Origin of the sequence: Leucobacter tenebrionis, assembly GCF_019884725.1 — a bacterium.
GTDB lineage: Bacteria > Actinomycetota > Actinomycetes > Actinomycetales > Microbacteriaceae > Leucobacter > Leucobacter tenebrionis.
Map to the genome: position 1 here is coordinate 1,331,767 of NZ_CP082322.1, position 22,514 is coordinate 1,354,280.

At 69.3% G+C, this 22,514-nt stretch carries 16 protein-coding genes and 1 other RNA gene; 4 read left to right on the top strand and 13 right to left on the bottom strand.

Going from position 1 to position 22,514, the window contains the following annotated elements; all coding sequences use genetic code 11:
* Positions 1-168: 168 nt before the first annotated feature.
* From recR to lepB, 12 genes are all read right to left on the bottom strand, one after another.
* Positions 169-765, bottom strand: a complete 597-nt coding sequence (gene recR, locus KVY00_RS06350) for a recombination mediator RecR (protein ID WP_223044847.1) — start codon at positions 763-765, stop codon at positions 169-171.
* Between the two features lie 46 nt (positions 766-811).
* The gene (locus tag KVY00_RS06355; RefSeq protein ID WP_255572800.1) at positions 812-4,009 is read right to left on the bottom strand and encodes a DNA polymerase III subunit gamma and tau; all 3,198 of its coding nucleotides are present in this window, start codon (positions 4,007-4,009) and stop codon (positions 812-814) included.
* A gap of 123 nt (positions 4,010-4,132) precedes the next feature.
* Positions 4,133-5,320 carry an acetate/propionate family kinase gene (locus KVY00_RS06360; protein WP_223045215.1) on the bottom strand — a complete coding sequence of 396 codons (1,188 nt, stop codon included), beginning with the start codon at positions 5,318-5,320 and terminating at the stop codon, positions 4,133-4,135.
* A 21-nt stretch (positions 5,321-5,341) separates the two neighbouring features.
* The gene (pta, locus tag KVY00_RS06365) at positions 5,342-7,462 is read right to left on the bottom strand and encodes a phosphate acetyltransferase (protein WP_223044849.1); all 2,121 of its coding nucleotides are present in this window, start codon (positions 7,460-7,462) and stop codon (positions 5,342-5,344) included.
* A gap of 77 nt (positions 7,463-7,539) precedes the next feature.
* A complete protein-coding gene (locus KVY00_RS06370; protein WP_223044850.1) occupies positions 7,540-9,042 on the bottom strand; it encodes a phytoene desaturase family protein in 1,503 nt (500 codons plus the stop codon).
* Between the two features lie 20 nt (positions 9,043-9,062).
* An RNA gene (gene ffs / locus KVY00_RS06375) (signal recognition particle sRNA small type) lies at positions 9,063-9,159 on the bottom strand.
* A gap of 56 nt (positions 9,160-9,215) precedes the next feature.
* Complete coding sequence (locus KVY00_RS06380; RefSeq protein ID WP_223044851.1) at positions 9,216-9,434, bottom strand: LPXTG cell wall anchor domain-containing protein; 219 nt, start codon at positions 9,432-9,434, stop codon at positions 9,216-9,218.
* 91 nt (positions 9,435-9,525) lie between these two features.
* Positions 9,526-11,517, bottom strand: a complete 1,992-nt coding sequence (locus KVY00_RS06385; RefSeq protein ID WP_223044852.1) for an ABC transporter ATP-binding protein — start codon at positions 11,515-11,517, stop codon at positions 9,526-9,528.
* The gene (locus KVY00_RS06390; RefSeq protein WP_223044853.1) at positions 11,517-13,265 is read right to left on the bottom strand and encodes an ABC transporter ATP-binding protein; all 1,749 of its coding nucleotides are present in this window, start codon (positions 13,263-13,265) and stop codon (positions 11,517-11,519) included. The genes KVY00_RS06385 and KVY00_RS06390 overlap by 1 nt, the downstream gene beginning before the upstream one ends.
* Positions 13,266-13,460: 195 nt before the next feature.
* Positions 13,461-13,973, bottom strand: coding sequence for an arsenate reductase/protein-tyrosine-phosphatase family protein (locus KVY00_RS06395; RefSeq protein ID WP_223044854.1), 513 nt, complete (start codon positions 13,971-13,973; stop codon positions 13,461-13,463).
* Between the two features lie 41 nt (positions 13,974-14,014).
* On the bottom strand, positions 14,015-15,616 hold the full coding sequence (locus tag KVY00_RS06400; protein WP_223044855.1) for a polysaccharide biosynthesis tyrosine autokinase: 1,602 nt from the start codon (positions 15,614-15,616) through the stop codon (positions 14,015-14,017).
* Between the two features lie 163 nt (positions 15,617-15,779).
* Positions 15,780-16,538 carry a signal peptidase I gene (gene lepB / locus KVY00_RS06405; protein ID WP_223044856.1) on the bottom strand — a complete coding sequence of 253 codons (759 nt, stop codon included), beginning with the start codon at positions 16,536-16,538 and terminating at the stop codon, positions 15,780-15,782.
* A 125-nt stretch (positions 16,539-16,663) separates the two neighbouring features.
* Here lepB and KVY00_RS06410 point away from each other — a divergent pair, with 125 nt between their 5' ends.
* From KVY00_RS06410 to KVY00_RS06425, 4 genes are all read left to right on the top strand, one after another.
* A complete protein-coding gene (locus KVY00_RS06410) occupies positions 16,664-17,503 on the top strand; it encodes a helix-turn-helix domain-containing protein (RefSeq protein ID WP_223044857.1) in 840 nt (279 codons plus the stop codon).
* A 153-nt stretch (positions 17,504-17,656) separates the two neighbouring features.
* Entirely contained in the window at positions 17,657-18,205 is a 549-nt protein-coding gene (locus tag KVY00_RS06415; protein WP_223044858.1) for a hypothetical protein, read from the top strand.
* A gap of 262 nt (positions 18,206-18,467) precedes the next feature.
* Positions 18,468-20,000, top strand: coding sequence for a sugar transferase (locus KVY00_RS06420; RefSeq protein ID WP_255572802.1), 1,533 nt, complete (start codon positions 18,468-18,470; stop codon positions 19,998-20,000).
* A gap of 20 nt (positions 20,001-20,020) precedes the next feature.
* Positions 20,021-21,277, top strand: a complete 1,257-nt coding sequence (locus tag KVY00_RS06425; protein ID WP_223044859.1) for a nucleotide sugar dehydrogenase — start codon at positions 20,021-20,023, stop codon at positions 21,275-21,277.
* A gap of 80 nt (positions 21,278-21,357) precedes the next feature.
* Here KVY00_RS06425 and KVY00_RS06430 read toward each other — a convergent pair whose 3' ends face one another.
* Positions 21,358-22,482: a glycosyltransferase family 4 protein gene (locus KVY00_RS06430; protein ID WP_223044860.1), complete on the bottom strand. Its 1,125-nt coding sequence runs from the start codon at positions 22,480-22,482 to the stop codon at positions 21,358-21,360.
* Positions 22,483-22,514: the final 32 nt, after the last annotated feature.

The window sequence follows — 22,514 nt, forward strand, 5'->3', positions numbered from 1 at the left end:
TTCTCGCGGGTGACGAGTCCAGGGGCTGGTCTCAGGGCGTGCTCGGGAGTATCCTGCACGGCCGCCGCGGGCATCGCCCACCGGAATCGGGGTCGCTTGCGGCGCCTCCCGAGCCTGGGAAGAGTCGCAAGCGACCCCGTTTTCCCCCGCCGGGCCAGCCCCGGGATGTCAGTCGATGACGCGGCGCCCCTCGAAGGCGCGCCCCAGGGTGACCTCATCGGCGAACTCGAGATCGCCGCCGACGGGCAGGCCGGAGGCCAGGCGCGAGGCGGGCACCTCTATGCTCGTCAAGAGCCGAGAGAGGTACGCGGCGGTCGCCTCCCCCTCGAGGTTGGGGTCGGTCGCGATGATGACCTCGCGCACCTCGGCTTCCCCCAGGCGACGCATGAGCGCCGGGATGCTGAGGTCGTCGGGCCCGATGCCGTCGATGGGGCTGATGGCCCCGCCGAGCACGTGGTACAGCCCTCGGTACTGCCTGGTGCGCTCGATCGCGACCACGTCTTTCGGTTCTTCGACGACGCAGATCAGCGTCTGGTCACGGCGGGGGTCGCGGCAGATCGAGCAGCGCTCCTGCTCGGTGATGTTGCCGCACACCTCGCAGAACCTGACCTTCTCGCGCACCTCGGTGAGCAGTTCGGCGAGGCGAGACACGTCGAAGTTCTGCGTCTGCAGAATGTGGAACGCGATGCGCTGCGCCGACTTCGGGCCGATGCCGGGCAGCCTGCCGAACTCGTCGATCAGGTCTTGGACGATGCCGTCGTACACGAGTGGATCTCCTCAGGAGTGGGTCGAGGGGTCTGTTGAGCTTCGGTCAGGGCGCGCGCGGCGGGAGCGGCCGCTCCTCGACGAATCGCGCTCCGAGCACCTCGCGCACGACCGCCTCCCCGTAGCGGGTGAAAGTCGGAGCGGTGCGCTTCGCCGCGCTCGAGTCGGTATCGGACGAAGGATCGGGGGCAGACGCGGGCGCTTTCGATGCCGTTTCCACTGCCGGTTCCGGGATCGCCGCCGGCTTCGCGGCACTCGCGACGTGACCGACGCCGATCGCATCCGGCGCGCCTCCTCCGTCAGCGTACGGGTCACTTGCCATACCGGCGTACGGGTCGCCGTCGGGGTCGTACGACGCGGGGATGTAGTCGTCATCCGGCTGCCTGGCGGGATGCGGGATCGCGGCCCCCGAATCGCTGCGAGCCGCAGGGCCTGGTTCACCGCCGCCCGAGCCATCGGCGTCCGATTCGTCAGGACCTGATCCGGTAGGCGCTGGCGCAACGGGGCCTGGTTCGGCAGAGCCCGCTTCGGCGGGGCCCGCTTCGGCGGAACCTTGTTCGGCGGAGCCCGGGTCGACCGTGCCTCGCCCGTCGAAGCCGCGATCCACGGCAGAAGCGGATCCCGTATCCTCTGCCGAAGCCGAAGCCGAAGCCGAAGCCGAAGCCGGAGCCGGAGCCTGCGCCGGAGCCGGGCTCGGCTCCACTGGTGCCACGGCCGGCTCGGCCGGTGCCGCTGCCGGCTCGGCCGGTGGAGCGGGGGGCGGATCGGCCCAGGCGGGTGCCGCCAGAGCCGGACCCAGCCCGCTCAGCCGGGCTGCTGCTCGCGCCACCGGGTCGTCAGAGGACAGGCCGTTCGGAGCGCCCGACGCACCCGCTCGATGAGGCTCCTCTGCGTCGGGCTCGCGCTGCGGCCCGCTCTGGGAGCTCTCGCCCTGCGGCCCGGATTCCCGAGCGCCGGTGCCGGGCGCGATGCGCTTCGGCACGTACTTGACGTTGATGCCGATGGCAGCGTTGATCGTCTCGCGGAGCGGGTTCGCCCCCACGGTCTTGAATGCCGCCAGGTCGGACTGCGAGGCGAGACCGACAGTGAGCACTTCTCCGTCGAGCCCGAGAGGCGTGACGACCCGAACCGCGTTCCACGCATCGCGATCGGCGTGCAGAATCTCTTCGAGCAGTTCGGGCCACAGCTCGACCAGGTCGTCGAAGCCGCCCGACGCAGCGGGTTCCGCTTCCCCTGCTTCGTCGGCCCCCGTTTCAGCCGCTCCCGACGCACCCGTCTGCGAGAGATCTCGCGGTGCCTGCGAGTCGGCGCCACCGGGAGCCGCGGCGGGCTGCACGGGTCGCTGCGCCTGCGGCTGCTCATCCGGTCCGCCGCTGCGAGATTCGGCTGCGTCGACGGGCGTCTGCGGCGCGGGCCGCTGCTCGGCCGGCGCGGGAGATGCCTGGAATGCGGTATCGCGCCCGATCCCCTCGAGCTGCGCCGCGCTCAGCACCTCCGAGATGGGCCGACCGAAACCTGCGGCACCCGCGTTCGGGTGGGCCGCCGGGGACGAGGCCCTGCTGCTCGAATCATCGGCGGTGGGTGCGGCCGACTGCGCGGTCGACGCAGGCGCGACCGGCGCCGCCGAGTCCGCCTCGACCGGGTCGGCTGACTGCCCGGGACCGGCAGACGAGGCGGGATCGGCCGGGCCCGTCCCGGCCGCCTCTGCCGCAGTCGGATCCGCTGTCCCAGCACCTCCAGTTTCTGCCGCAGTCGGATCAGCCGTCACAGCACCGGCAGGCTCCGCCCCGGCCGGATCCCCCCGCAGGAACTCCCGGATCGAGGCAGCCGTCTCTGCTGCGTTCGGCCGCGCCTCCTCGGACCCCCCGGCCGCGGCGCCCCGGGCCGCGGCGACCGCGGCGAGCGGGTCAGGACGCGATGTCTGCTGCACGGGCTGGTGCTGACCTCCAGCGCCCGGCGTCGGCGATCCGCCCTGCTCGGATCGAGCCGCGGCCGCACCCGCAGCACCCGCGGCACCCACCTGAGCCCCTCCGGCAGCTGCTCCGCCCTGCGCCACCCCGAGCCGGCCGCCCCCGCTCTGCGCAGGGCCTCCACCGGAAGCCGCTGCGCGCTGCGGTGCGGCTGCCGTCTGGGGAGCGTTCTGCTGGGCGACGAGCACACGAGCGATCATGAGTTCGAGCTGGAGGCGGGGCGCCGTGGCACCGGCCATCTTGTCGAGTGCCCCGCTCACGACGTCGGCGATGCGCGAGAGCTCACCGGCGCCGAAGCTCTGAGCCTGCTCGAACATGCGCGCGAGCTGGTCCTGCGGCACACCGCGGAACACCGCCGCCGCGCCATCGACCGTCGTCGCGCTCACCACGATGAGGTCGCGCAACCGCTCGAGCAGATCCTCCACGAAGCGTCGCGGATCCTGCCCCGTCTGCACCACACGGTCCGTGGCGCGGAAGGCGGCGGCCGAATCGTGGACCCCGAGTGCGGCCACCACGTCGTCGAGCAGCTCGGCGTGCGTGAAACCGAGCAGCCCGGCAGCGCGCTCGGCGGTGACGAGGTCTCCCTCGGAACCGGCGATGAGCTGGTCGAGAATCGAGAGCGTGTCGCGTACCGATCCGCCGCCGGCCCTCACCACGAGCGGCAGCACGCCCGGCTCGACTCGAACGCCCTCGCTGTCGCAGAGCGACTGCACGTAGTCGATGAGGGTGCCGGGAGCTATGAGGCGGAACGGGTAATGGTGCGTGCGCGATCGGATCGTGCCGATCACCTTGTCGGGCTCGGTCGTCGCGAACACGAACTTCACGTGGGGCGGCGGCTCTTCGACGATCTTGAGCAGGGCGTTGAAGCCGCCCGGCGTCACCATGTGCGCCTCGTCGATGATGAAGATCTTGAAGCGGTCGCGGGCGGGCGCGAACACGGCGCGCTCGCGAAGGTCGCGCGCGTCGTCGACACCGCCGTGGCTCGCCGCGTCGATCTCGACGACGTCGAGTGACCCGCCGCCGTCTCGGCTGAGCTCGCGGCAGCTCGGGCACTCGCCGCACGGCGTGTCGGTCGGCCCCTCCGCGCAGTTGAGGCAGCGGGCGAGGATGCGCGCCGAGGTCGTCTTGCCGCAGCCCCGAGGGCCGCTGAAGAGGTACGCGTGCCCGATGCGCCCGGTGCGCAGGGCGGTCATGAGCGGTTCGGTCACCTGGGACTGACCGATCATCTCGGCGAACGATTCTGGCCGATAACGGCGATACAGTGCGGCAACCACGGGGTCAATGCTACCTGCGACCTCTGACATTCTTCGGTCCGTTCGCCCGCAGCACCGAACCGCTTCCGTTTCAGGCGCGAAACGGCGGCCCGGCGTCTCGAATCTCGCCGCCGGCGTCCGCTCTCACCCCACGAGCGCGCGGGTCTGCCGCGCGATCTCGGCTTCCTCATCGGTCGTCACCACGAGCACCTCGACGCGGGAGTCATGGGAGCTGATGCGACGGGCCCCCGAGGCGCTCGACGCGTTGCGCTCGGGGTCGATCCGGATCCCGAACCATTCGAGCCCGGCGCACACCTCCGCCCGCAGGGCAGCGTTGTTCTCGCCCACTCCCGCGGTGAATACCACGGTGTCGGCTCCGCCCAGCTCGACGAGGTAGGCCCCCAGATAGTGGCGGATCCGGTGCACATAGACCTCTATCGCCAGTCGAGCCGCTGCATCTCCCCCGGCGGCGGCTGCGCGTACGTCGCGGAAATCGCCGCTGCCCGTGTAGCCGATCAACCCGGATTCGTGGTTCAGCAGACGGTCGAGCTCGTCGGCGGAGTACCCGGCGCGCAGCAGATGCAGCAGGGCACCGGGATCGATGTCGCCGCTGCGCGTGCCCATCACCAGCCCCTCGAGCGGGGTGAACCCCATCGAGGTGTCCATGGATCTGCCCCCGTCGATCGCGCACATCGAGGCCCCGTTTCCGAGGTGCAGCACGATCTGCCGCAGCGACTCGAGCGGGCGCCCCAGATACTCGGCGGCTCGACGCGACACCACCTGATGCGACGTTCCGTGGAATCCGTAGCGGCGGATGCCGTGATGCTCGGCGACCTCGGCATCGATCGCGTAACTGTATGCGCGTTCCGGCATGCTCTGATGGAAGGCCGTGTCGAAGACCGCGACGTGCGGCACCTCGGGGAGCATCTGGCGCGCCGCCACGATCGCCTGGTACTGCCCCGGGTTGTGCAGGGGCGCGAGGGATCCGAGGTCGAGGATCTGCTCGGCCACCGCATCGTCGATGCGCGTCGGCGCGATGAATACGCTGCCGCCCTGCACCACACGATGCCCGACCGCTTGAATACCGAGAGCCATGACCGGCGTGCCGGCCCGTTCGAAGGCATCGACCATGGCCGAGAACGCCGAGGTGTGATCGGGCACATGGACGCTCCGCTCCTCGCTGCGACCATCATCGCTGCGGTGCACCAGGCGCCCATCGGCCTCTCCGATTCGCTCGACGAGCCCGGAGGCGAGACGGGCCTCCGTCTCCGGGTCGATCAGCTGGTACTTCACCGATGACGATCCGGCGTTGACGACCAGGATGGTGTGCACTGACATGACGCTCCTACCGTGTTATTCGCGCGATCCGCGCTGCTCGCCGGCTTGCACAGCGGTGATCGCCACCGTGTTCAGGATGTCCTCAACGGTCGCCCCGCGGGAGAGGTCGTTGACCGGCTTCGCGAGCCCCTGCAGCACCGGGCCGACGGCGACGGCACCGGCCGAGCGCTGCACCGCTTTATAGGTGTTGTTGCCGGTATTCAGGTCGGGGAATATGAAGACGGTCGCGTGCCCCGCGACGGCCGAGCCGGGCAATTTCGCCTCGCCCGTGGCCGGGTCGCTGGCGGCGTCGTACTGCAGCGGCCCCTCGATCGGCAGGTCGGGGCGCGCGGCTCGCGCGAACGCGGTCGCCTCGCGCACCTTTTCGACGTCAGCACCCGATCCCGATTCACCGGTCGAGTACGACAGCATCGCGACTCTCGGTTCGACGCCGAACTGAGCGGCGGTCTCGGCAGAGGAGACGGCGATGTCGGCCAGCTGAGCCGCTGTCGGATCGGGGTTGACCGCGCAGTCGCCGTAGACCAGCACCCGATCCGCCAGCGCCATGAAGAACACGCTCGAGACCACCGAGACGCCCGGCTTCGTCTTGATGATCTCCAGGCTCGGACGGATCGTGTGCGCCGTCGTGTGCGCGGCCCCCGAGACCATCCCGTCGGCGAGCCCGAGATGCACCATCATGGTGCCGAAGTAGCTCACGTCGCGCATCACGTCGTGGGCCTGTTCGAGTGTGACGCCCTTGTGCGCACGCAGACGTGCGTACTCGGCGGCGAAACGCTCGCGCAACGGGGAGGCGAGCGGATCGATCACCTCGGCGGCATCGATCGAGAGACCGAGTTCGCCGCCCCGCTTGCGCACCGCGGCCTCATCGCCGAGGATCGTGAGCCGCACCGTGCCTCGCGCCAGGAGGGTGCTGGCGGCGCGCAGGATCCGGTCGTCACCGCCCTCGGGAAGAACGATGTGCGCGTTCGCGGCGGCGGCTCGCTCGAAGAGGTCGTAGGCGAACATCACGGGTGTGCGCACGCCGCCCCGATGCAAGCGCAGCCGTTCCCTCAGTACGGCCCCGTCGACGTGCTGCGCGAAGAGTGCGAGTGCAGTGTCGAACTTCGCCGGGGACTCCTCGGTGAGCAACCCCCTCGCCCGAGAGATGCGCCGGGCCGTATCGAACGTGCCGAAGCTCGTGCGCACGATCGGCAGCGTCGAATCGACACCGTCGAGCAGCTGCTCGACAGGGGCGGGCAGCTCGAAGCCCCCGTTGAGCACTACCGCGGCGATCGTGGGGAAGGTGGGCGCCTCGTGCGCCATCGTCACTGCGAGCAGCGTCTCCGCCCGATCCGCGGCGATCACCACCGCAGCGCCCTCGAGCAGCCTCGGCAGCACGTTCTCCATGGACATGCCCGCGATCACCACGTCGCGCACCTCGCGGGCCAGCAGTTCTTCGGAGCCGCGCACCAGCTCGCCGTTCACCGCTTCGATCACCTCGGTCACCGGCGGTGCAACCAGCACGAGTTCTTCGGGGAGCGCCCAGACCGGGAGCCCCTCGGGCAGAGAGGCCGCCACCGCGCGCTCGATCTCGTCGAGGCGTTCGGGATCGGCCCGGTTCACCAGCGCGGCGAGTACCTCCGCATGCTCGCTGCGCAGCTCGGCCATGCCGAGTTCGGCGAGCTGCGCGATCTCGGTCGCGGTGCGGGCCGGCTGCTGGCCGAGGTGCTCCGCCTCATCATTCGATCGGCCGCCCAATACCAGCAGCACCGGGGTGTCGAGATTCGCGGCGATCCGAGCGTTGAAGGCGAGCTCGGTCGGAGCAGCCACATCGCTGAAGTCGGACCCGACCACGACCACCGCATCGCAGCGGTCTCGCAGCCGTCGGAAGGCCGCGACGATGCGGGCCATAGCGGCGTCAGGATCAGCGTGCGCCTCCTCATAGGTGACGCCGACGCAGGCGCTGTAGGGCGCATCGGCCGTGGCCCGGGAGTGGAGCAGGTCGAGCACGCGATCCCGCTCGTCGCCCGCGCGGATCAGCGGGCGGAACACACCGACGCGCGGAGCGTCGGCGAGCAGGGCGTCGAGCACGCCGAGCGCCACCGCGCTCTTGCCCGTGCGCCCCTCGGCCGAGGTGAGATAGATGCTTGCTGCCACGTTCTCCACCCTATGCCGGGCCGCTGACATTCATCGCTCGGTCCGTCGGCGGACGGCGCTCGGACCGCCGTGACCGCTCAGACCGAGCCGTCGAACCCCAGGTCGGGCTCGGGCAGACCGTACTCGTGCCGCAGCGCGGAGCGGGCGGCGTACCACCCGGAGAGACCGTGCACCCCCGGCCCGGGCGGCGTGGAGGAGGAGCAGAGGTAGATCCCCGCCGCGGGCGTGCGCCAGGGCTCCGCCGAGATCACGGGGCGCGCGACCAACTGCGGCACCGAGACGGCGCCGGCGCTGAAGTCGCCCCCGACGTAGTTGCGGTTGTAGTCGGCGAACTCGGCCGCCGTGATCACCCGCAGGTCGACGATCCGATCCCGGAACCCCGGTGCGAACCGCTCGATCTGCGCGATCACCGCCTCCGACATGTCGACGGTCGAACCGCTCGGCACGTGCGTGTAGCTCCAGATGGGCGTCAGATCCCGACCGCCTTCGCGCTGCGGGGCCCGGGACGGGTCGAACGCCGCCGCCTGCGCGAGCAGTACGTACGGCTGCCTCGGATGCCTCCCCCTCGAGACCTCGAGCTCGGAAGCGGCGCCCTCTGCGCGGCTGCCGCCGAGGTGCACCGTCGGCGCGGCGGCGACCCGCGGATCCTTCCAGGGGATCGGCCCGTCGAGCACGAAGTCCACCTTCGTGGCGGCGTCCCCGTAGCGGAAGCGGCCGAGCGCCCGCCGGTAGCGTCCGGGCAGCGCAGAGCCGGCGATCCGGGCCAGCCCGCGCGCCGACGTGTCGAAGAGCTTCACCTTGAATGCGCTCAGCTCGCGGACGTCGCTGACGGGGTGGCCGGTCTCGATCCTGCCTCCGTGGGCGAGCAGGTCGGCGGCGAGCGCATCGGTGATGGCTCGGGATCCGCCCACCGGTACCGGCCACCCGCGCGCGTGCCCGAGCGCGCCGAGCACGACCCCTACCCCGGCCGTGGCCAGGTTCGGCATGCGGCCGATGCTGTGCGCCGCGACCCCGGAGATGAGGGCGGGCGCCGCCTGCTCTCGGAAGCGGGCGTTCCACAGCGGCGTGCCCTGCTCGAGGGTTCGCAGGCCCGTGAGGATCGCCGCAGGGATATCGCTCGGCCAGCGCAGCATCGACCCGCCGAGCGCGAAATCGACGACGCCCTCGAGGTGGCTCAGCAGCGGCCGGTAGAAGCGCGCGTACGCGGAGCCGTCACGGCCCAGCTCGGTCGCCGTGCGCTCGAGGTCGCGATACGCGAGCGCCGCGCGATCCGCCCCGCCGCCCCAGCGCCCGGCCTCGCCGTCGAGCGGGTTGGCGTACGACACCTCGGGGATCACGAACTCCATGCGGCGCTCGAGTTCGAAGGCTCGGAAGAACCCGGTGGCGAGCGCCATGGGGTGGATCGCGGAGCAGACGTCGTGCAGCACGCCCGGGCGCACGAGCTCCTGGGTGCGGGTTCCGCCGCCGATGGTCTCCGCCGCCTCGTAGACCGTCACGGGCACTCCGGCACGAGCGAGGGTGACGGCCGCGGCGAGGCCGTTCGGGCCTGCTCCGATGACGGCGGCGCCTGCTGAAGTCATGTGCACAGCGTAGCGCGGAAAGATAAGACTCCCCACGCACCCGCTAGAGCCCCGGTACCCTTGCTGCATTTCTGCCCTGGGGGAGTTTCCGAAGATAGCGCCACGTGGGGAGCCATGTCAGTCTACCGGACGCACCCCGCCCGCATCGAATCGTGGGGACGGATCATTCGAGGTCAGCGCTCGACGCCGGTGTCTCCGGCACTCCCGTCTTCACCGGGGACGGCACCCCCGGCTTCAGGCTCCGCTCCCTCCGTCGCTGATGCGCGTCGCTTGCGCATGACGCCGAACAGGATCAGCGCGAGCGCGATGACGACGACGATGATCGCAACGACGATGAACACCGTGTTGTCCGAGCCGCCGGTGACGGCCAGGTCATTCGACAGTGACCTCATATGCTCTGTCCTCCCCGTGTTTGGGTCTCAGCTTAGCCGCGGATACGGAAAGCGCGGGCGGTAATGGTTCACCGCCCGCGCTCCGACTGAACTACTGCCCGCTTTCCGGTGCGGGCGCCGCACCGGTTCCGAGCGGAGGCTCACCGGTGGCGACGGGAATCGCCCCGGTCAGCAGTTCCTCGGCGTGCGCCTCGTCGACCTCGCCGGCGAACTGCGCCTGGTAGAGCTCGTAGTAGGCACCCTTGCGGGCGAGCAGTTGCTCGTGCGACCCCTGCTCGACGATGCTGCCGTTCTCCATCATGAGGATGGTGTCGGCGTCGCGGATCGTCGACAGGCGGTGCGCGATCACGAACGAGGTGCGATCGGTACGCAACGCCTGCATGGCCTGCTGCACCAGTACCTCGGTGCGGGTGTCGACCGACGAGGTGGCCTCGTCGAGGATCAGCAGCGACGGGTTCGCGATGAACGCGCGCGCGATCGTGAGCAGCTGGCGCTCCCCCGCCGACAGCGAGGACGCGTTCTCGGAGATCACAGTGTCGTAGCCGTCGGGCAGTTGGCGCACGAAGCGATCCACCATCGTGGCCCGTGCGGCCTCGACCACCTCGTCGTCGCTCGCGTCGAGGCGGCCGTAGCGGATGTTCTCGCGGATCGTGCCGTCGAACAGCCACGCGTCCTGCAGCACCATGCCGACGTGCCCGCGCAGCTCGGCGCGCGACAGCCGGGTGATGTCGACGCCGTCGAGCGTGATCCTGCCGGAGTTCAGCTCGTAGAACCGCATCACCAGGTTGACGAGCGTGGTCTTGCCCGCACCCGTCGGCCCGACGATGGCGACCGTCTCGCCCGGCGAGGCCGTGAGCGACAGATCCTCGATCAGCGGCTCGGCCGGATCATAGCTGAACGACACGTTCTCGAACACGACACGGCCCTCGCTGCGCTCGGGCAGTCTCTCCGCGGCGTTCTCGGGCTCCTGCTCATCGGCGTCGAGCAGCTCGAACGTGCGTTCGGCCGAGGCGACGCCCGACTGCAGCATGTTGGCCATGCCGCCCATCTCGGCGAGGGGCTGCGCGAACTCGCGCGAGTACTGGATGAACGCGGTGACGTCGCCCAGCGTCATCTGGCCGCCGGTGACGCGCAGCGCGCCGACGACCGCGATGAGCACGTAGGTGAGGTACTGCACGAACTGCATCGACGGCATGATGGTGCCCGACAGCGCCTGCGCGCGGTAGGCGGCCTGGAACAGCTCCTCGTTGCGGCGGTCGAACTCCTCGGCCATCTCGCGGTCGCGGTTGAAGATGCGCACCAGCTCGTGGCCGGTGAACGACTCCTCGATGTGACCGTTGACCGCGCCCGTGTACTTCCACTGCGAGACGAACAGCTTCTGGGCCCGGACGCCCACGATGCCCACGATCACGGCCGAGAGCGGCAGCGCGATCAGGGCGATCAGGGCGAGCTGCCACGACACCACGAACATCATCACGGTGATGCCGATGACGGTCAGCAGCGACTGCACCAGCTGCGAGAACGCCTGCTGCAGCGCCTGCTGGATGTTGTCGACGTCGTTCGTGACGCGGGACAGCACGTCGCCGCGCTGGCGGCTGTCGAAGTAGCTCAGCGGCAGTCGGTTCAGCTTCGCCTCGATGTCCTCGCGCAGGCCGTAGACGATGCGCATCACCAGCCGGTTCAGGATGTAGCCCTGCAGCCACATCAGGGCCGAGGCGACGAAGTACAGCGCGATCACGGCGAGGATCAGTCGCGAGAGGTGCCCGAAGTCGATCTGCGACCCCATCACGCCCGTCACGATGACGTCGACGGCCTGGCCGAGCACCTTCGGAGCGATCACGGTCAGCACCACCGAGAACACCACGAGCACGACGACGAAGGAGAACAGCCCCTTCTCGGGCGCGAGCAGGCCGAACAGCCGCTTCGCCGAGGGCCAGAAGTGCTTCGCCTTCTTGACGGGCTGCGAGCCCGACCAGTCGTCGTTATCGGGCTGGTAGTCGTCGGGCAGCTCGAACTCGTCGGTCGCGGTGGTCACCGCACCGTCGGGGGCCGAGCCGGCGTCTTGCTTCTTCTTGCGCGCCATCAGGCCACACCTCCGCTCGCGTCGGCCGCTTCGAGCTGCGACTCGACGATCTCCTGATACACCGCGTTGCTCTCGAGCAGCTGCTCGTGGGTGCCGCGCCCGACGATCTCACCGTCCTCCATCACGAGGATCTGGTCGGCCTCGGTGATCGTCGAAACGCGCTGCGCGACGATGATGGTCGTCGCGCCCTCCGTCGCCGACGGCAGCGCCTCGCGCAGCCTGGCGTCGGTGGCGACGTCGAGCGCCGAGAACGAGTCGTCGAACAGGTAGACGCGAGGCTTCGCGACGAGCGCGCGGGCGATCGAGAGCCGCTGGCGCTGCCCGCCGGACACGCTCGTGCCGCCCTGCGAGACCGGTTCGTCGAGGCCGTGCTCCTTCGCGCGCACGAAGTCCTCGCCCTGCGCGACGCGCAGCGCCTGCCACAGCTCGTCATCGGTCGCGTGCTCGTTGCCGAAGCGCAGATTCGAGGCGATCGTGCCCGAGAACAGGTAGGGGCGCTGCGGCACGAGGCTCACGGCGGCTGCCAGCTGCTCGCGGGTCAGCGCGTTCACCGGTGCGCCGTCGATCGAGATGCTGCCGCTCTGCGGGTCGAAGAGACGCAGCACGAGATTCAGCAGTGTCGTCTTGCCGGAACCGGTCGAGCCGATGATCGCGGTGGTCTTACCGGGCTCGGCGACGAAGGACGCGTTCTTGATCACGGGCAGCTCGGCGCCGGGGAACCCGAAGGTCACCCCGGAGAACTCGACGCGCCCCGCCTGCGGCGAGGGGACGGTCTCCGCCTCCGGGAAGGAGAGCTCCGAGGTCGTGTCGAACAGTCCGCGCAGACGCTCGGCGCAGACCACCGCGCGAGGGATCATCATGGTCATGAAGACGCCCATCATGACCGCCATGAGGATCTGCAGCAGGTACTGCAGGAACGCGGTGAGAGATCCGACCTCGACCAGGCCGGCGTCGACCCGGTGCCCGCCGAACCACAGCACCGCGCCGGTCGCGATGTGCAGCACCATCATGATGACGGGGAACATGAGCACGAAGACGTTGCCGACCTTCACCGACACCTCGGTGATGTTGCGGTTGGCGGTCTGGTAGCGATCGGCCTCGAAATCCTCGCGCACGAACGCGCGCACGACGCGGATGCCCATGATCTGCTCGCGCAGCACGCCGTTGATCGCGTCGACGCGATCCTGCATCTTGCGGAACAGCGGCAGCAGCAACCACACCAGGAAGCCCACGATGACCGCGAGCACCGCCACCGAGGCCCACACGAGCCAGGACAGCCCCGCGTCCTCGCGGAGCGCCATGATGATGCCGCCGATCGCCATGATCGGTGCGGTGACCATGAAGTTGAAGGTCATCAGCACGAGCATCTGGATCTGCTGCACGTCGTTCGTGCCGCGCGTGATGAGCGTGCCCGCCCCGAAGCGGGTGGCCTCGAGCGTGGAGAGCGAGTCGACCTTGCGGTAGACCCGGCGGCGCAGATCGCGGCCGATGCCCATGCTCGCGCGGGCGCCGAAGTAGACCGCGCCGACCGCCGTCACGAGCTGCCCGAGCGACACGAGCAGCATGACACCGCCGGTGCTCCAGATGAAGTCGGTGTCGCCCGTCATGATGCCGCGATCGATGATCTGGGCGTTGAGGCTGGGCAGCCACAGGGCGGCGATGGTTGCGAGTAATTGCAGTACGAGCACCGCGACGACGAACGGCCAGTACCGTTTCGCGTGGTGCAGGGTCAGTTGGAGAAGAGCCACCGGAATCCTTCCTAGAGGTGGTGAGGTCGATGCACGCACGCTACCGACGACCACTGACATTCATGGAGAAGCGGTCTACGAGACGGGAGAAAAGCGGCACCTGCGAGGCTTGCGCACGGAAACGCTGAGAGTTCGGCCCAGCAACGCTAGCAGAAAACTCCCACTGTGACCAGCACCTCGACGGCAAGAATCGGTTCAGGGACGGGCGAGGCCCTCCGCGATCGCGTCCGTGAGCTCCACGATCTGCGCGGCGACCGCGGCGTGCACGGCAGTGGGAGCGTCGATGGGGTCGGGCACGTCGTCTTCGGAGCGGAGGCGCACGGCACCGCGGATCTCCGCTGCCCGGGCAAGACGGGATCGCGGATCGCCCACGGGTTCGACCTGCTCGATGAGCTGCCGCAGCTCGGCGAGGGTGAATACGCGCTTGATCGTCTCGGGGTGGCGTCGCACGACCTCGTCGCGCTGGCCCCGGGTCATGGTCAGGATCAGATCGGCGGCCGCCGCGTGCCCCTCGCCGAGTTGCTCGCCTCTCGGAGTCGAGGGATCGCCCCCGTGCAGGCGCAGCTGCGCAGCCGCTTCCTCGTCCATCGGCGAACCGACGACCGCGTGCAGACCGGCGCTGCCGATCTCGAAGCGGGGATCTCCCCCGAGTCGCAGGCGGAGCATCTGCTCGGCCAGCGGCGAGCGGCAGATATTGCCCGTGCACACCGTGAGAATAGCGACGGGGGTCTCACGCCTCGCCCTCCGACTCATTCAGCCGTTCTCGCTCTCCGCCGGCTGGCCGGAGCAGCGGGCACGGGTTCGCTCTGCTGGGGAGCCCGGTACGAGGAGCGCTTGACCGGTTGCGCCGGCGCTTCCGACGACGAGGCGGCCGACGAGGCGGGTGACGGGGCAGCCGACGAGGCGGCCGACTGGGCAGCTGACGGAGCGGCCGCGGCGGGCTCGGTCGCAGTGCGCCCGTAGTAGGAGCGGTACCGGTATCCGTAACCCTCGGCGCTGACCCCTCGCATCGGCACGCCGTTGATGATGATGCCGAGGGTGTGGGCCTTGACCTTCCCCAGGTTCGCGAGCGCCGCCTTGAGCTCGTCGTAGGTGGTGCGGCGGGCGCGGGTCACGACGAGCGCGCCGTCGGTGCGCGCGGTGAGGATCGCGGCGTCGGTCACCGGCAGCAGCGGCGGGGCGTCGATGAGCACTGTCGCGAGCTCGGCCAGCTCGTCGAGCAGGCTGTGGAGCCTCTTGGACCCGAGCAGTTCGCTGGGGTTCGGGGGTACCTTGCCCGCGCCGAGCACGAAGAGCTTCCCCGAGGTGCCCCAGGGCTGCAGCACGTCGACGATCTTCGCCCGCCCGATGAGCACGTCGGTGAGCCCCGCCCCCTCGGGCAGGCCGAAGGTCTTGGCGAGCATCGGCCTGCGGAGATCGCCGTCGATGACGATGACGGGCCTCCCGGAGGCCGCGATGGCGTTGGCGAGGTTACTGATGACGGTGGACTTGCCCTCCCCCGGCAGCGCGCTGGTGACGACGATCTTGCGCGGCGGGTCGTCGATGTTCATGAACTGCAGGTTGGTGCGCAGTTCGCGCAGCGACTCGGCGACCGCGTACTCGTCTGCGCCGCGCTGGCTGCGGTCGTTGCCGCCGGTGCTGAGGATGATGCGGTTATCGTCGTCGAAGCCCCTGTGCGCGGGGATCGTGCCGATGACGGCCGTTCCGGTCTCCTGCTCGACCTCGGCGGTCGAGCGCACCCGGCGGTCGAACACACGGCGCAGCAGGGCGTAGCCGATGGCGACGACGACGCCGACGAGCGAACCGATGGCCACGGCGAGCTTCGTGTTCGGAGATGACGGAGAGGACGGCAGCTGCGCGGCATCGAGGGATCGGAAGGTCACGATCGACATCGCCCCGTCCGCCCCCGCACCGCTGTTCTCGAGTTCGGAGACGTGGTCTCCGATGGCCACGACCCAGGCCTCGGCCAGGTCCCGCGCCTCCTCCGGCGTCCCCGCCGATGCCGAGACCTTGAGGGTCGCGGTGTCGAGCGGGTTCTCGACCCGCACCCGCGTGAGCAGTGCGTCCGGGGAGTCGCTGAGCCCGGTCGCCTCCGCCGCACTCGCGGCGACCGAACGGGACATGGCGAGGTCGAGATAGGACTTCACCCTCGACTTGGCGTAGTTCTCACCGGCCATGGCCGAACCGATGTCGGTGCCGACTCCGGCGGACACGATGCCGCTGGCGTTCGCGGTGTAGACCTTGGGCTGCAGCAGGGCCCACCCGAACCCGACCAGCGTTCCGAGAACGGCGATGGCGAGGATGGAGACCCAGTGGGCGCGCAGCACTTTCCAGTAATCGGTGAGTTCCACCCGGCATTCTCCTCAGCTTCTGCCGTATCCGTCTTGCGCTCGTCGGCGGCAAACGAACGACGATTCCCAGGTATGGTACCCAGCCCGACGGAGGTGGAATCCGCGGATATCGCAAAGATGTCGCGTACGGTATCGGAGGCCGCGCGGAGAGAACTCCCCGGCTCTACTCGACGTTCCCGATCCTCCCCAGCGGCCACACCACCGCGAACGCCTCGCCGATCACGTCCTCCTCACTGACCCACCGCACGCAGTCAGCACCGCTGCCGTCGGCCTGGGGAGAGGCGGATCCACGGCACTCCGCGACGCCGTCTTCGCTCCTGCTGCGGTGGTCGCCGAGCACGAGCAGCATGCCCTCGGGCACGGCCACCGGGCCGAAGCAGCGGAGCGAGACCTGCGCCGTATCGCAGTCGAGTTCCTCGGGGCGGAAGGGCAGGTCCTCGAACACGTAGGGCTCGGGGATCTCCCGGCCGTCGACCATCACGCGACCGTGCTCGCCGCAGCACTCGACCATCTGGCCCGGAGTGCCGATGACCCGTTTCACGATGAGCCGATCCGTCGTCGGCCCGATCCCGATGAGGTCGCCGAGCACCCATCGCACCCCGTGCTTGAACCAGCCCGCGGCAGAGGCCGGCTCGGGGTGATTGCCGCCGGGCCAGAGCTCCTCCCGCGTGCTGAACACGACGACGTCACCGTTCGAGGGCCGCGCATCACCGAACGCGTAGGCGAGCCGATCGACCAGCACCCGGTCCCCCGTCTCGAGCGTCTGCTCCATCGACCCCGACGGCACCAGAACGAGCTTGACCACGAACGCCTGCACGAGCCCGATGAGGATCAGGGCCGCGAGCAAGTGCGCGAGCGGGTGAGAGAACACCCTGCGCCGCGCCTCGGGCTTCGCTTCTGCACGGGAGGTCTGCACGGTCATGCGCCCAAGTGTCTCACCACTCGCGAGGCCGTCGTGCACCCGAGTCGCGAGAATGCGGGTACGCTTAGTCACCTACCTGGGGGATCAGGTTTGGGGCCGTCGTGGCCTCGGAAAGGCATGATCCTATGGGTTCCCCGAGGTGGGAGACGGCTGCGTTCGGCTCCGTCAGCGTACGTTCGGCTCTGCTCTCGACGAACGAGAGTCTGCACTGCGCATCCGGCGCCGGCATCATGCTGCTGCTCATCGGTCAAGGGCGCGCGGTGGTGCGCGGACGGGGTCTGACGGGCGCCCTCTCGGAAGGGCATGGCGTGCTCGCGCTGCCCGGGCAGAGCTTCGAGGCGATCGCAGAGTACGGCACGGAGGCCCTCGTCATCTCGGGCCCGGGAGAGCTCGCGAGCTCGCTCGTGCAGAGCGCCCCGCGCATGCTGACGAACCAGACCGCGCTGCTCGGGCCCGCGGCTTCCTTCGCCAGGCAGACGCTGCGCACGGCCGAGCGATCCCGCATCGGCGATTACTACATCGAGCGCCTCATGCAGGAGATGATCCAGGGTCTCTTCGCAGACACGACGGGAGCGGGGCCGACGCCCCGCGGCGCTCGGGATCCGTACCGCCGCGCGATGTCGGTGCTCGAGGCGCAGTTCACCGATGGCAGCCTCACGTCGGACGATCTCGCCGAGGCGGTGAACCTCTCCCGGCGCCAGCTCGAGCGGGAGTTCGCCAAGCACGGCACCACGATCCGTCGGGAGATGCGTCGCCTGCGCATCGAGCACGCGCACGACATGCTCCGCGACCCCGATTACTCGGCGTTGAGCATCTCCCAGATCGCGATCCACGTGGGGTTCAGCGGGGCCTCCAGCCTGGCGAGGGCGTTCGGTGAGGCCGGGTACGACTCGCCGTCGCGCATTCGCCGAGCCGCGAAATCGTCGGTGGGCGGCGCCCCTCCCCGCTCGGGCGACGAGCGCTAATTGCGCCGTGAGCGATACCGACTGCGACAAGGAGACGGCTCGCACGTCTGCTCCACGACTCACCGGGCTGAAATTGGGCTGTGAGACTTCGCCGGGCCACCGGTCCGGTTTCCCAGTGTGAACTCCTCAACGAAGAAAGGACGGTCGCGACATATGACCGAGAACATCAACAAGAGCAAGGGCGTTGACCGCCGCACCGTCATCAAGGGCGCCGCCTGGGCCGCCCCCGTCGTCGCGGTCGCCGTCTCGGCTCCTCTCGCCGCGGCATCGATCACCGACGGCTATTCGGGTCTGAACATCCGTTCGAACAACGCCGGTACGAACGCCGAGTTCCGCCCGAACGAGAACTACGTCGAGTTCGTCGGCGACGGCGGCGCGGGCGACAACTTCACCGGTCCGATCACCTTCACCTTCAACGTGCCCGCCGGCTTCACCGCTTCGAACGAGGGCTCGGCTCTCGGCGCGAGCGGCGCCATCGGCGAGTGGACCTACGTTTTCGACAGCGCGAGCGGCGTCTACACCTTCACCCACCAGGGCATCACCCTGTCGAACGCGGGCACCACGACCGTGAACGTGCCGGGCATCGTCATCACTCACGATGGCGGCGCGGAGCCCCCGCTCTCAAACACCAACCAGATCACGGCCGATCTGCGCGTTCAGAACCGTTCGAACCTGAACAAGCACACCGTCGCCCCGAGCTGAAGAAGCTCACCGGCACGCATGGGAGCTGTTCCGGAGGATGTTTTCTCCTCTGGAACAGCTCCCGTGCTCCCAGCGGCCCGTTTGCGGGGAACTCGAGCGCACGCTCGAGGGCAGACGCGGCTTCTGCACCACCCTTCGCGCCTCACATCGGACACCTGCGGGCGCAACCGCTCATCTGTCCTTCGCGTTCGCGGTCACGAGCACCCTGACCGCGGATGCACCTTTTCGACTCCCGGATTCTCCTCCGGTGGAAGGGCGCTCAATGCTGGTCACCCGTCGGCACCCCGTCTCAGCCGATGCGCAACCGCAGACGCGCGCGACGACGCGCCCGTCGATGCGCCCTTCGATACACCCCTCCGCACGAGACAACCGGCGCTGGGAACGGCGCTACCGGCGCAGGATCCTGCTCACCGACATCGCGATCGTGGTGTTCTCGGTCTTCGGCGCGCAACTGCTGCGCTACGGCATCGATGAGGACGTGCAGGTGCGCTTCCGGGGCCCCTCGGAGTTCGAGCTCGCCTACGCGCTGCTCTCCTCGGTGATCGCCCTCGGCTGGCTTCTCTGCCTCAGCGCCGCGGGCAGCCGCGACTCCAAGGTGTTCGGGGTCGGCTCCACCGAGTACAAGCGCGTGCTGACCTCCACCCTCGCGACGTTCGGCATGTTCGCGGTCGTCGCCTACCTCGCGAAGGCCAACGTCGGCCGGGGCTACCTGCTCATCGCGCTCCCGGTCGGGCTCCTGCTCCTGCTGCTCGGCCGCTGGCTCTGGCGCAAACGTCTGCACCGATGGCGCTCCGAGGGCCGCAGCGTCTACCGCACCCTGCTCATCGGCGACCGAGTGAAGAGCGAGCACGTGGCACGGGAGATCATGCGCAGCCCCGCCAACGGGTTCTGGATCGTGGGGGCCGCGACTCAGAAGGGCACCACCGGTGAACTGGTCGAGGGAGTCGAGGTCGTGGCCGGTTTCGACGACGCGATGCAAGCGGTGGATCGGCTCGACGCCGACATCGTGATCCTGACCGGATCCGACGATTTCCACCCCGCGCAGGTGAGGGATCTGAGCTGGCAGCTCGAGAACCGCGATATCGATCTCGTCGTCGCCCCGACGATCACCGATATCGCCGGGCCACGCATCCACACGCGACCGGTCTCGGGCCTGCCGCTGATCCACGTCGAGCTGCCGACATTCGGCGGTCGCAAGTACTTCCTCAAGCGGATGCTCGACCTCCTCGGTTCGGCCGCCCTCATGATTCTCGCCTCACCGGTCATGCTCGCCGTCGCATTGGCAGTCAAGCTGTCGAGCCGCGGCCCCGTCTTCTACTCGCAGGAGCGCATCGGTCTGAACGGCCGGCCGTTTCCGATGTTCAAGTTCCGCTCCATGGTGCAGGGGGCCGACGATCAGCTGCGTTCGCTGCTCGACGCGCAGGGTACCGCCGAGAAGCCGCTGCACAAGGTGGAGAACGATCCGCGGATCACGCCCGTCGGCAGGTTCATCCGCAAGTACTCGCTCGATGAACTGCCCCAGCTCTTCAACGTGTTCCTCGGCACCATGAGCCTGGTCGGCCCCCGCCCGCAGCGGGCGGCCGAGGTCGCCCTCTACGCCGATTCGCATCACCGCCGTCTCCTGCTCAAGCCGGGGATCACCGGACTCTGGCAGGTCAGCGGCCGCAGCGACCTCGAGTGGGAGGACGCGATCAGGCTCGACCTCTACTACGTCGAGAACTGGTCGCTGGTCGGCGACCTCGTACTGCTCCTGAAGACCGTCAGAACGGTGATCCGCCCCGTGGGCGCGCACTGAAGATCGAGAGAGGACCCCGAATGAGGGTTGTTGTTGTCGGGCAGGGCTACGTGGGGCTTCCCGTCGCCCAGGGTGCCGTCGAGGCGGGCCACAGCGTGATCGGCCTCGACCTGAGCGCACAGCGGGTGGCGCGGCTCAATGCGGGCCGATCGGTCGTCGACGACCTCTCCGATGCCGCGATCGCCGACATGCTGGCGCGAGGCTACCGCGCCTCGACCGAGGTCTCTGAGTATCGCGACGCCGAGGCCATCATCATCTGCGTGCCGACGCCGCTGCGGGAGGGGAAGGCACCCGACCTCGGGCCGGTGCACGATGCCGTACGCGCGATCGCGGAGCACGCGGGCAAGGGTGTGCTCGTCGTGCTCGAATCGACGACGTACCCGGGCACCACCGCCACCGAGGTCGTGCCCGTGCTCGAGGCCGCCGGATTCACCGTGGGCGTGGACGCCTTCGTCGCGTTCTCCCCCGAGCGGATCGATCCGGGCAACCCGGTCTACGGCATTCGCAACACGCCGAAGGTGGTCGGGGCCGACGACCCCGAGTCGCTGCGCCGCGCAGTGGAGTTCTACGCCGGGTTCATCGACGAGGTCGTGCCGGTGTCGGGCACGGCGGAGGCAGAGCTGACCAAGCTGCTCGAGAACACCTACCGCCACATCAACATCGGCCTCGTCAACGAACTCGCGATGGTGTGCCACGAACTCGGCATCGACGTGTGGGAGGTCATCGGGGCGGCGGCGACGAAGCCCTTCGGGTTTCAGGCCTTCACCCCCGGCCCCGGCGTCGGGGGTCACTGCATTCCCATCGATCCGAACTATCTGAGTCACCGCGTGCGGCAGGTGCTCGGGCGCCCGTTCCGTTTCGTCGAACTCGCCGAGGACATCAACTCTTCGATGCCCGCGTACGTCGTCTCGCGGGTGCAGGATCTGCTGAACGACGACCGGAAGCCGCTGAAGGGCAGCAGGATCCTGCTGCTCGGGGTCACCTACAAGAGCGGGATCGCCGATACTCGCGAGAGCCCCGCCTCGACGATCGCCGATCTGCTCATCAGGAAGGGCGCGGAGGTGAGCTACTACGACCCGCTCGTGCCCGAGTGGCGGTTGAACGGTGCACCGGCCCTGGCCCGGGTTCAGGATCTCGCCGACGCGAACCGCGCGAGCGACCTCACACTGCTGCTGCAGCGGCTGCCCGGCGTGGATGTCGACGCGCTGGCCGCGGAGGCATCACGGTTCTTCGATACTCGCGGGATCAGCCGAGCCGGCGACGCGAAGCGCCTCTGAGCGGGCGCGCCCCCACGAGACGCGGAGTCCCGAATTGCTGTTTCCCCCGACCCGGAAGCAGCAATTCGGGACTCCGCGTTTCAGCGCGCGAACCGCTCGGCCGCCGCCGCGTACACCTCGAGGTAGGCCTCCTCCCGCCGCCGCGGGGAGAATCGCTCGGCGGCGTAGCCCATGATCTGCTCGGCGCTCCAGCGCGCGGGGTCTGCGCAGAGGGCCTCGATCGCATCGGCGAACGACTCCCCGTCGCGGCGCGGGACGATGCGCGAGGCCTCGGGCGGCAGAAACTCCACGTGGCCGCCCGAACCGCTCGCGACGACGGGCAGACCGTGGCCGAGTGCCTCTGCGATCGCGACGCCGAAGGTCTCGCTGCTCGTCGCTGCGATGAACAGGTGCGCATCCCGCAGGTAGCCCGGCACGCCCTCAGGGGGAACGGCGCCGACGAAGTCGATGCGATCCGCGATCCCGAGCCGCCGCGCGTGCTGCTCGGCCTCCTCCCGCAGCTCCCCGCTCCCCAGCCAGGTGAGCCTGGCCGACACTCCGCGGCGCTGCAGTTCGGCCACCGCGTCTATCGACTGCTTCGGGCCCTTGCGCTCGATCAGGTTGCCGATCGATACGAGGCGCAGCGGTGAGTCGCCCCTGGCTTCAGGCGCAACCGGGGTGCCGCTGCCGGGCTGCGCCTGCGCGACCCAGTTGTCGATGATGCGTGTGCGTTCCGAGCGGTAGGCGTCCACGGCGGCGGCGAGCGCGCCTCCCACGGCAACAGCCGCATCCGGGTGCTTCAGCAGCGGCGCATAAATCTGTTTCGCGATCCTCTTCCGAGGGGCGAGCCGGGAACCGATGAGCACCGACCAGTGCTCGGTGTGCACCCAGGGCACTCTCGGCGTCGCGAGCCGCACCGGCAGCAGCGCGTGAGCGGCCATCGTGTGCACGAAGTCGGCCGATGCGAGCTGATCACGCACGACTCGTCGCGCCGTCAGGGCTGACACCGGGTCGAGCTGCCGGTATGGAACCTGGATCACCTCGATACCCGAGTCGAGCCGCCGCTGCGACGGCTCGTCGGGGAACCGGTCCCGGCTCTCCGCGAGATGAACGACGGTCACCTCGTGCGATGCCGCCAGCAGTTGAGCGTCGCGAAGATTGAAGACCCCCGCTGCGGGCTTCTTCTCACTGGGGAACCAGGGGGTGACCGCAACGATACGCGACATAATCCCAGTTTACGCGCGATTTCCGCCCACCA

Excerpts from the sequence above, each read along its gene's own strand:
- KVY00_RS06370 (WP_223044850.1), bottom strand. The coding sequence starts at position 9,042 with ATGACTTCAGCAGGCGCCGCCGTCATCGGAGCAGGCCCGAACGGCCTC.
- KVY00_RS06380 (WP_223044851.1), bottom strand. The coding sequence starts at position 9,434 with ATGAGGTCACTGTCGAATGACCTGGCCGTCACCGGCGGCTCGGACAAC.
- KVY00_RS06385 (WP_223044852.1), bottom strand. The coding sequence starts at position 11,517 with ATGGCGCGCAAGAAGAAGCAAGACGCCGGCTCGGCCCCCGACGGTGCG.
- lepB (WP_223044856.1), bottom strand. The coding sequence starts at position 16,538 with ATGACCGTGCAGACCTCCCGTGCAGAAGCGAAGCCCGAGGCGCGGCGC.
- KVY00_RS06410 (WP_223044857.1), top strand. The coding sequence starts at position 16,664 with ATGGGTTCCCCGAGGTGGGAGACGGCTGCGTTCGGCTCCGTCAGCGTA.
- KVY00_RS06415 (WP_223044858.1), top strand. The coding sequence starts at position 17,657 with ATGACCGAGAACATCAACAAGAGCAAGGGCGTTGACCGCCGCACCGTC.
- KVY00_RS06420 (WP_255572802.1), top strand. The coding sequence starts at position 18,468 with ATGCTGGTCACCCGTCGGCACCCCGTCTCAGCCGATGCGCAACCGCAG.
- KVY00_RS06425 (WP_223044859.1), top strand. The coding sequence starts at position 20,021 with ATGAGGGTTGTTGTTGTCGGGCAGGGCTACGTGGGGCTTCCCGTCGCC.
- KVY00_RS06430 (WP_223044860.1), bottom strand. The coding sequence starts at position 22,482 with ATGTCGCGTATCGTTGCGGTCACCCCCTGGTTCCCCAGTGAGAAGAAG.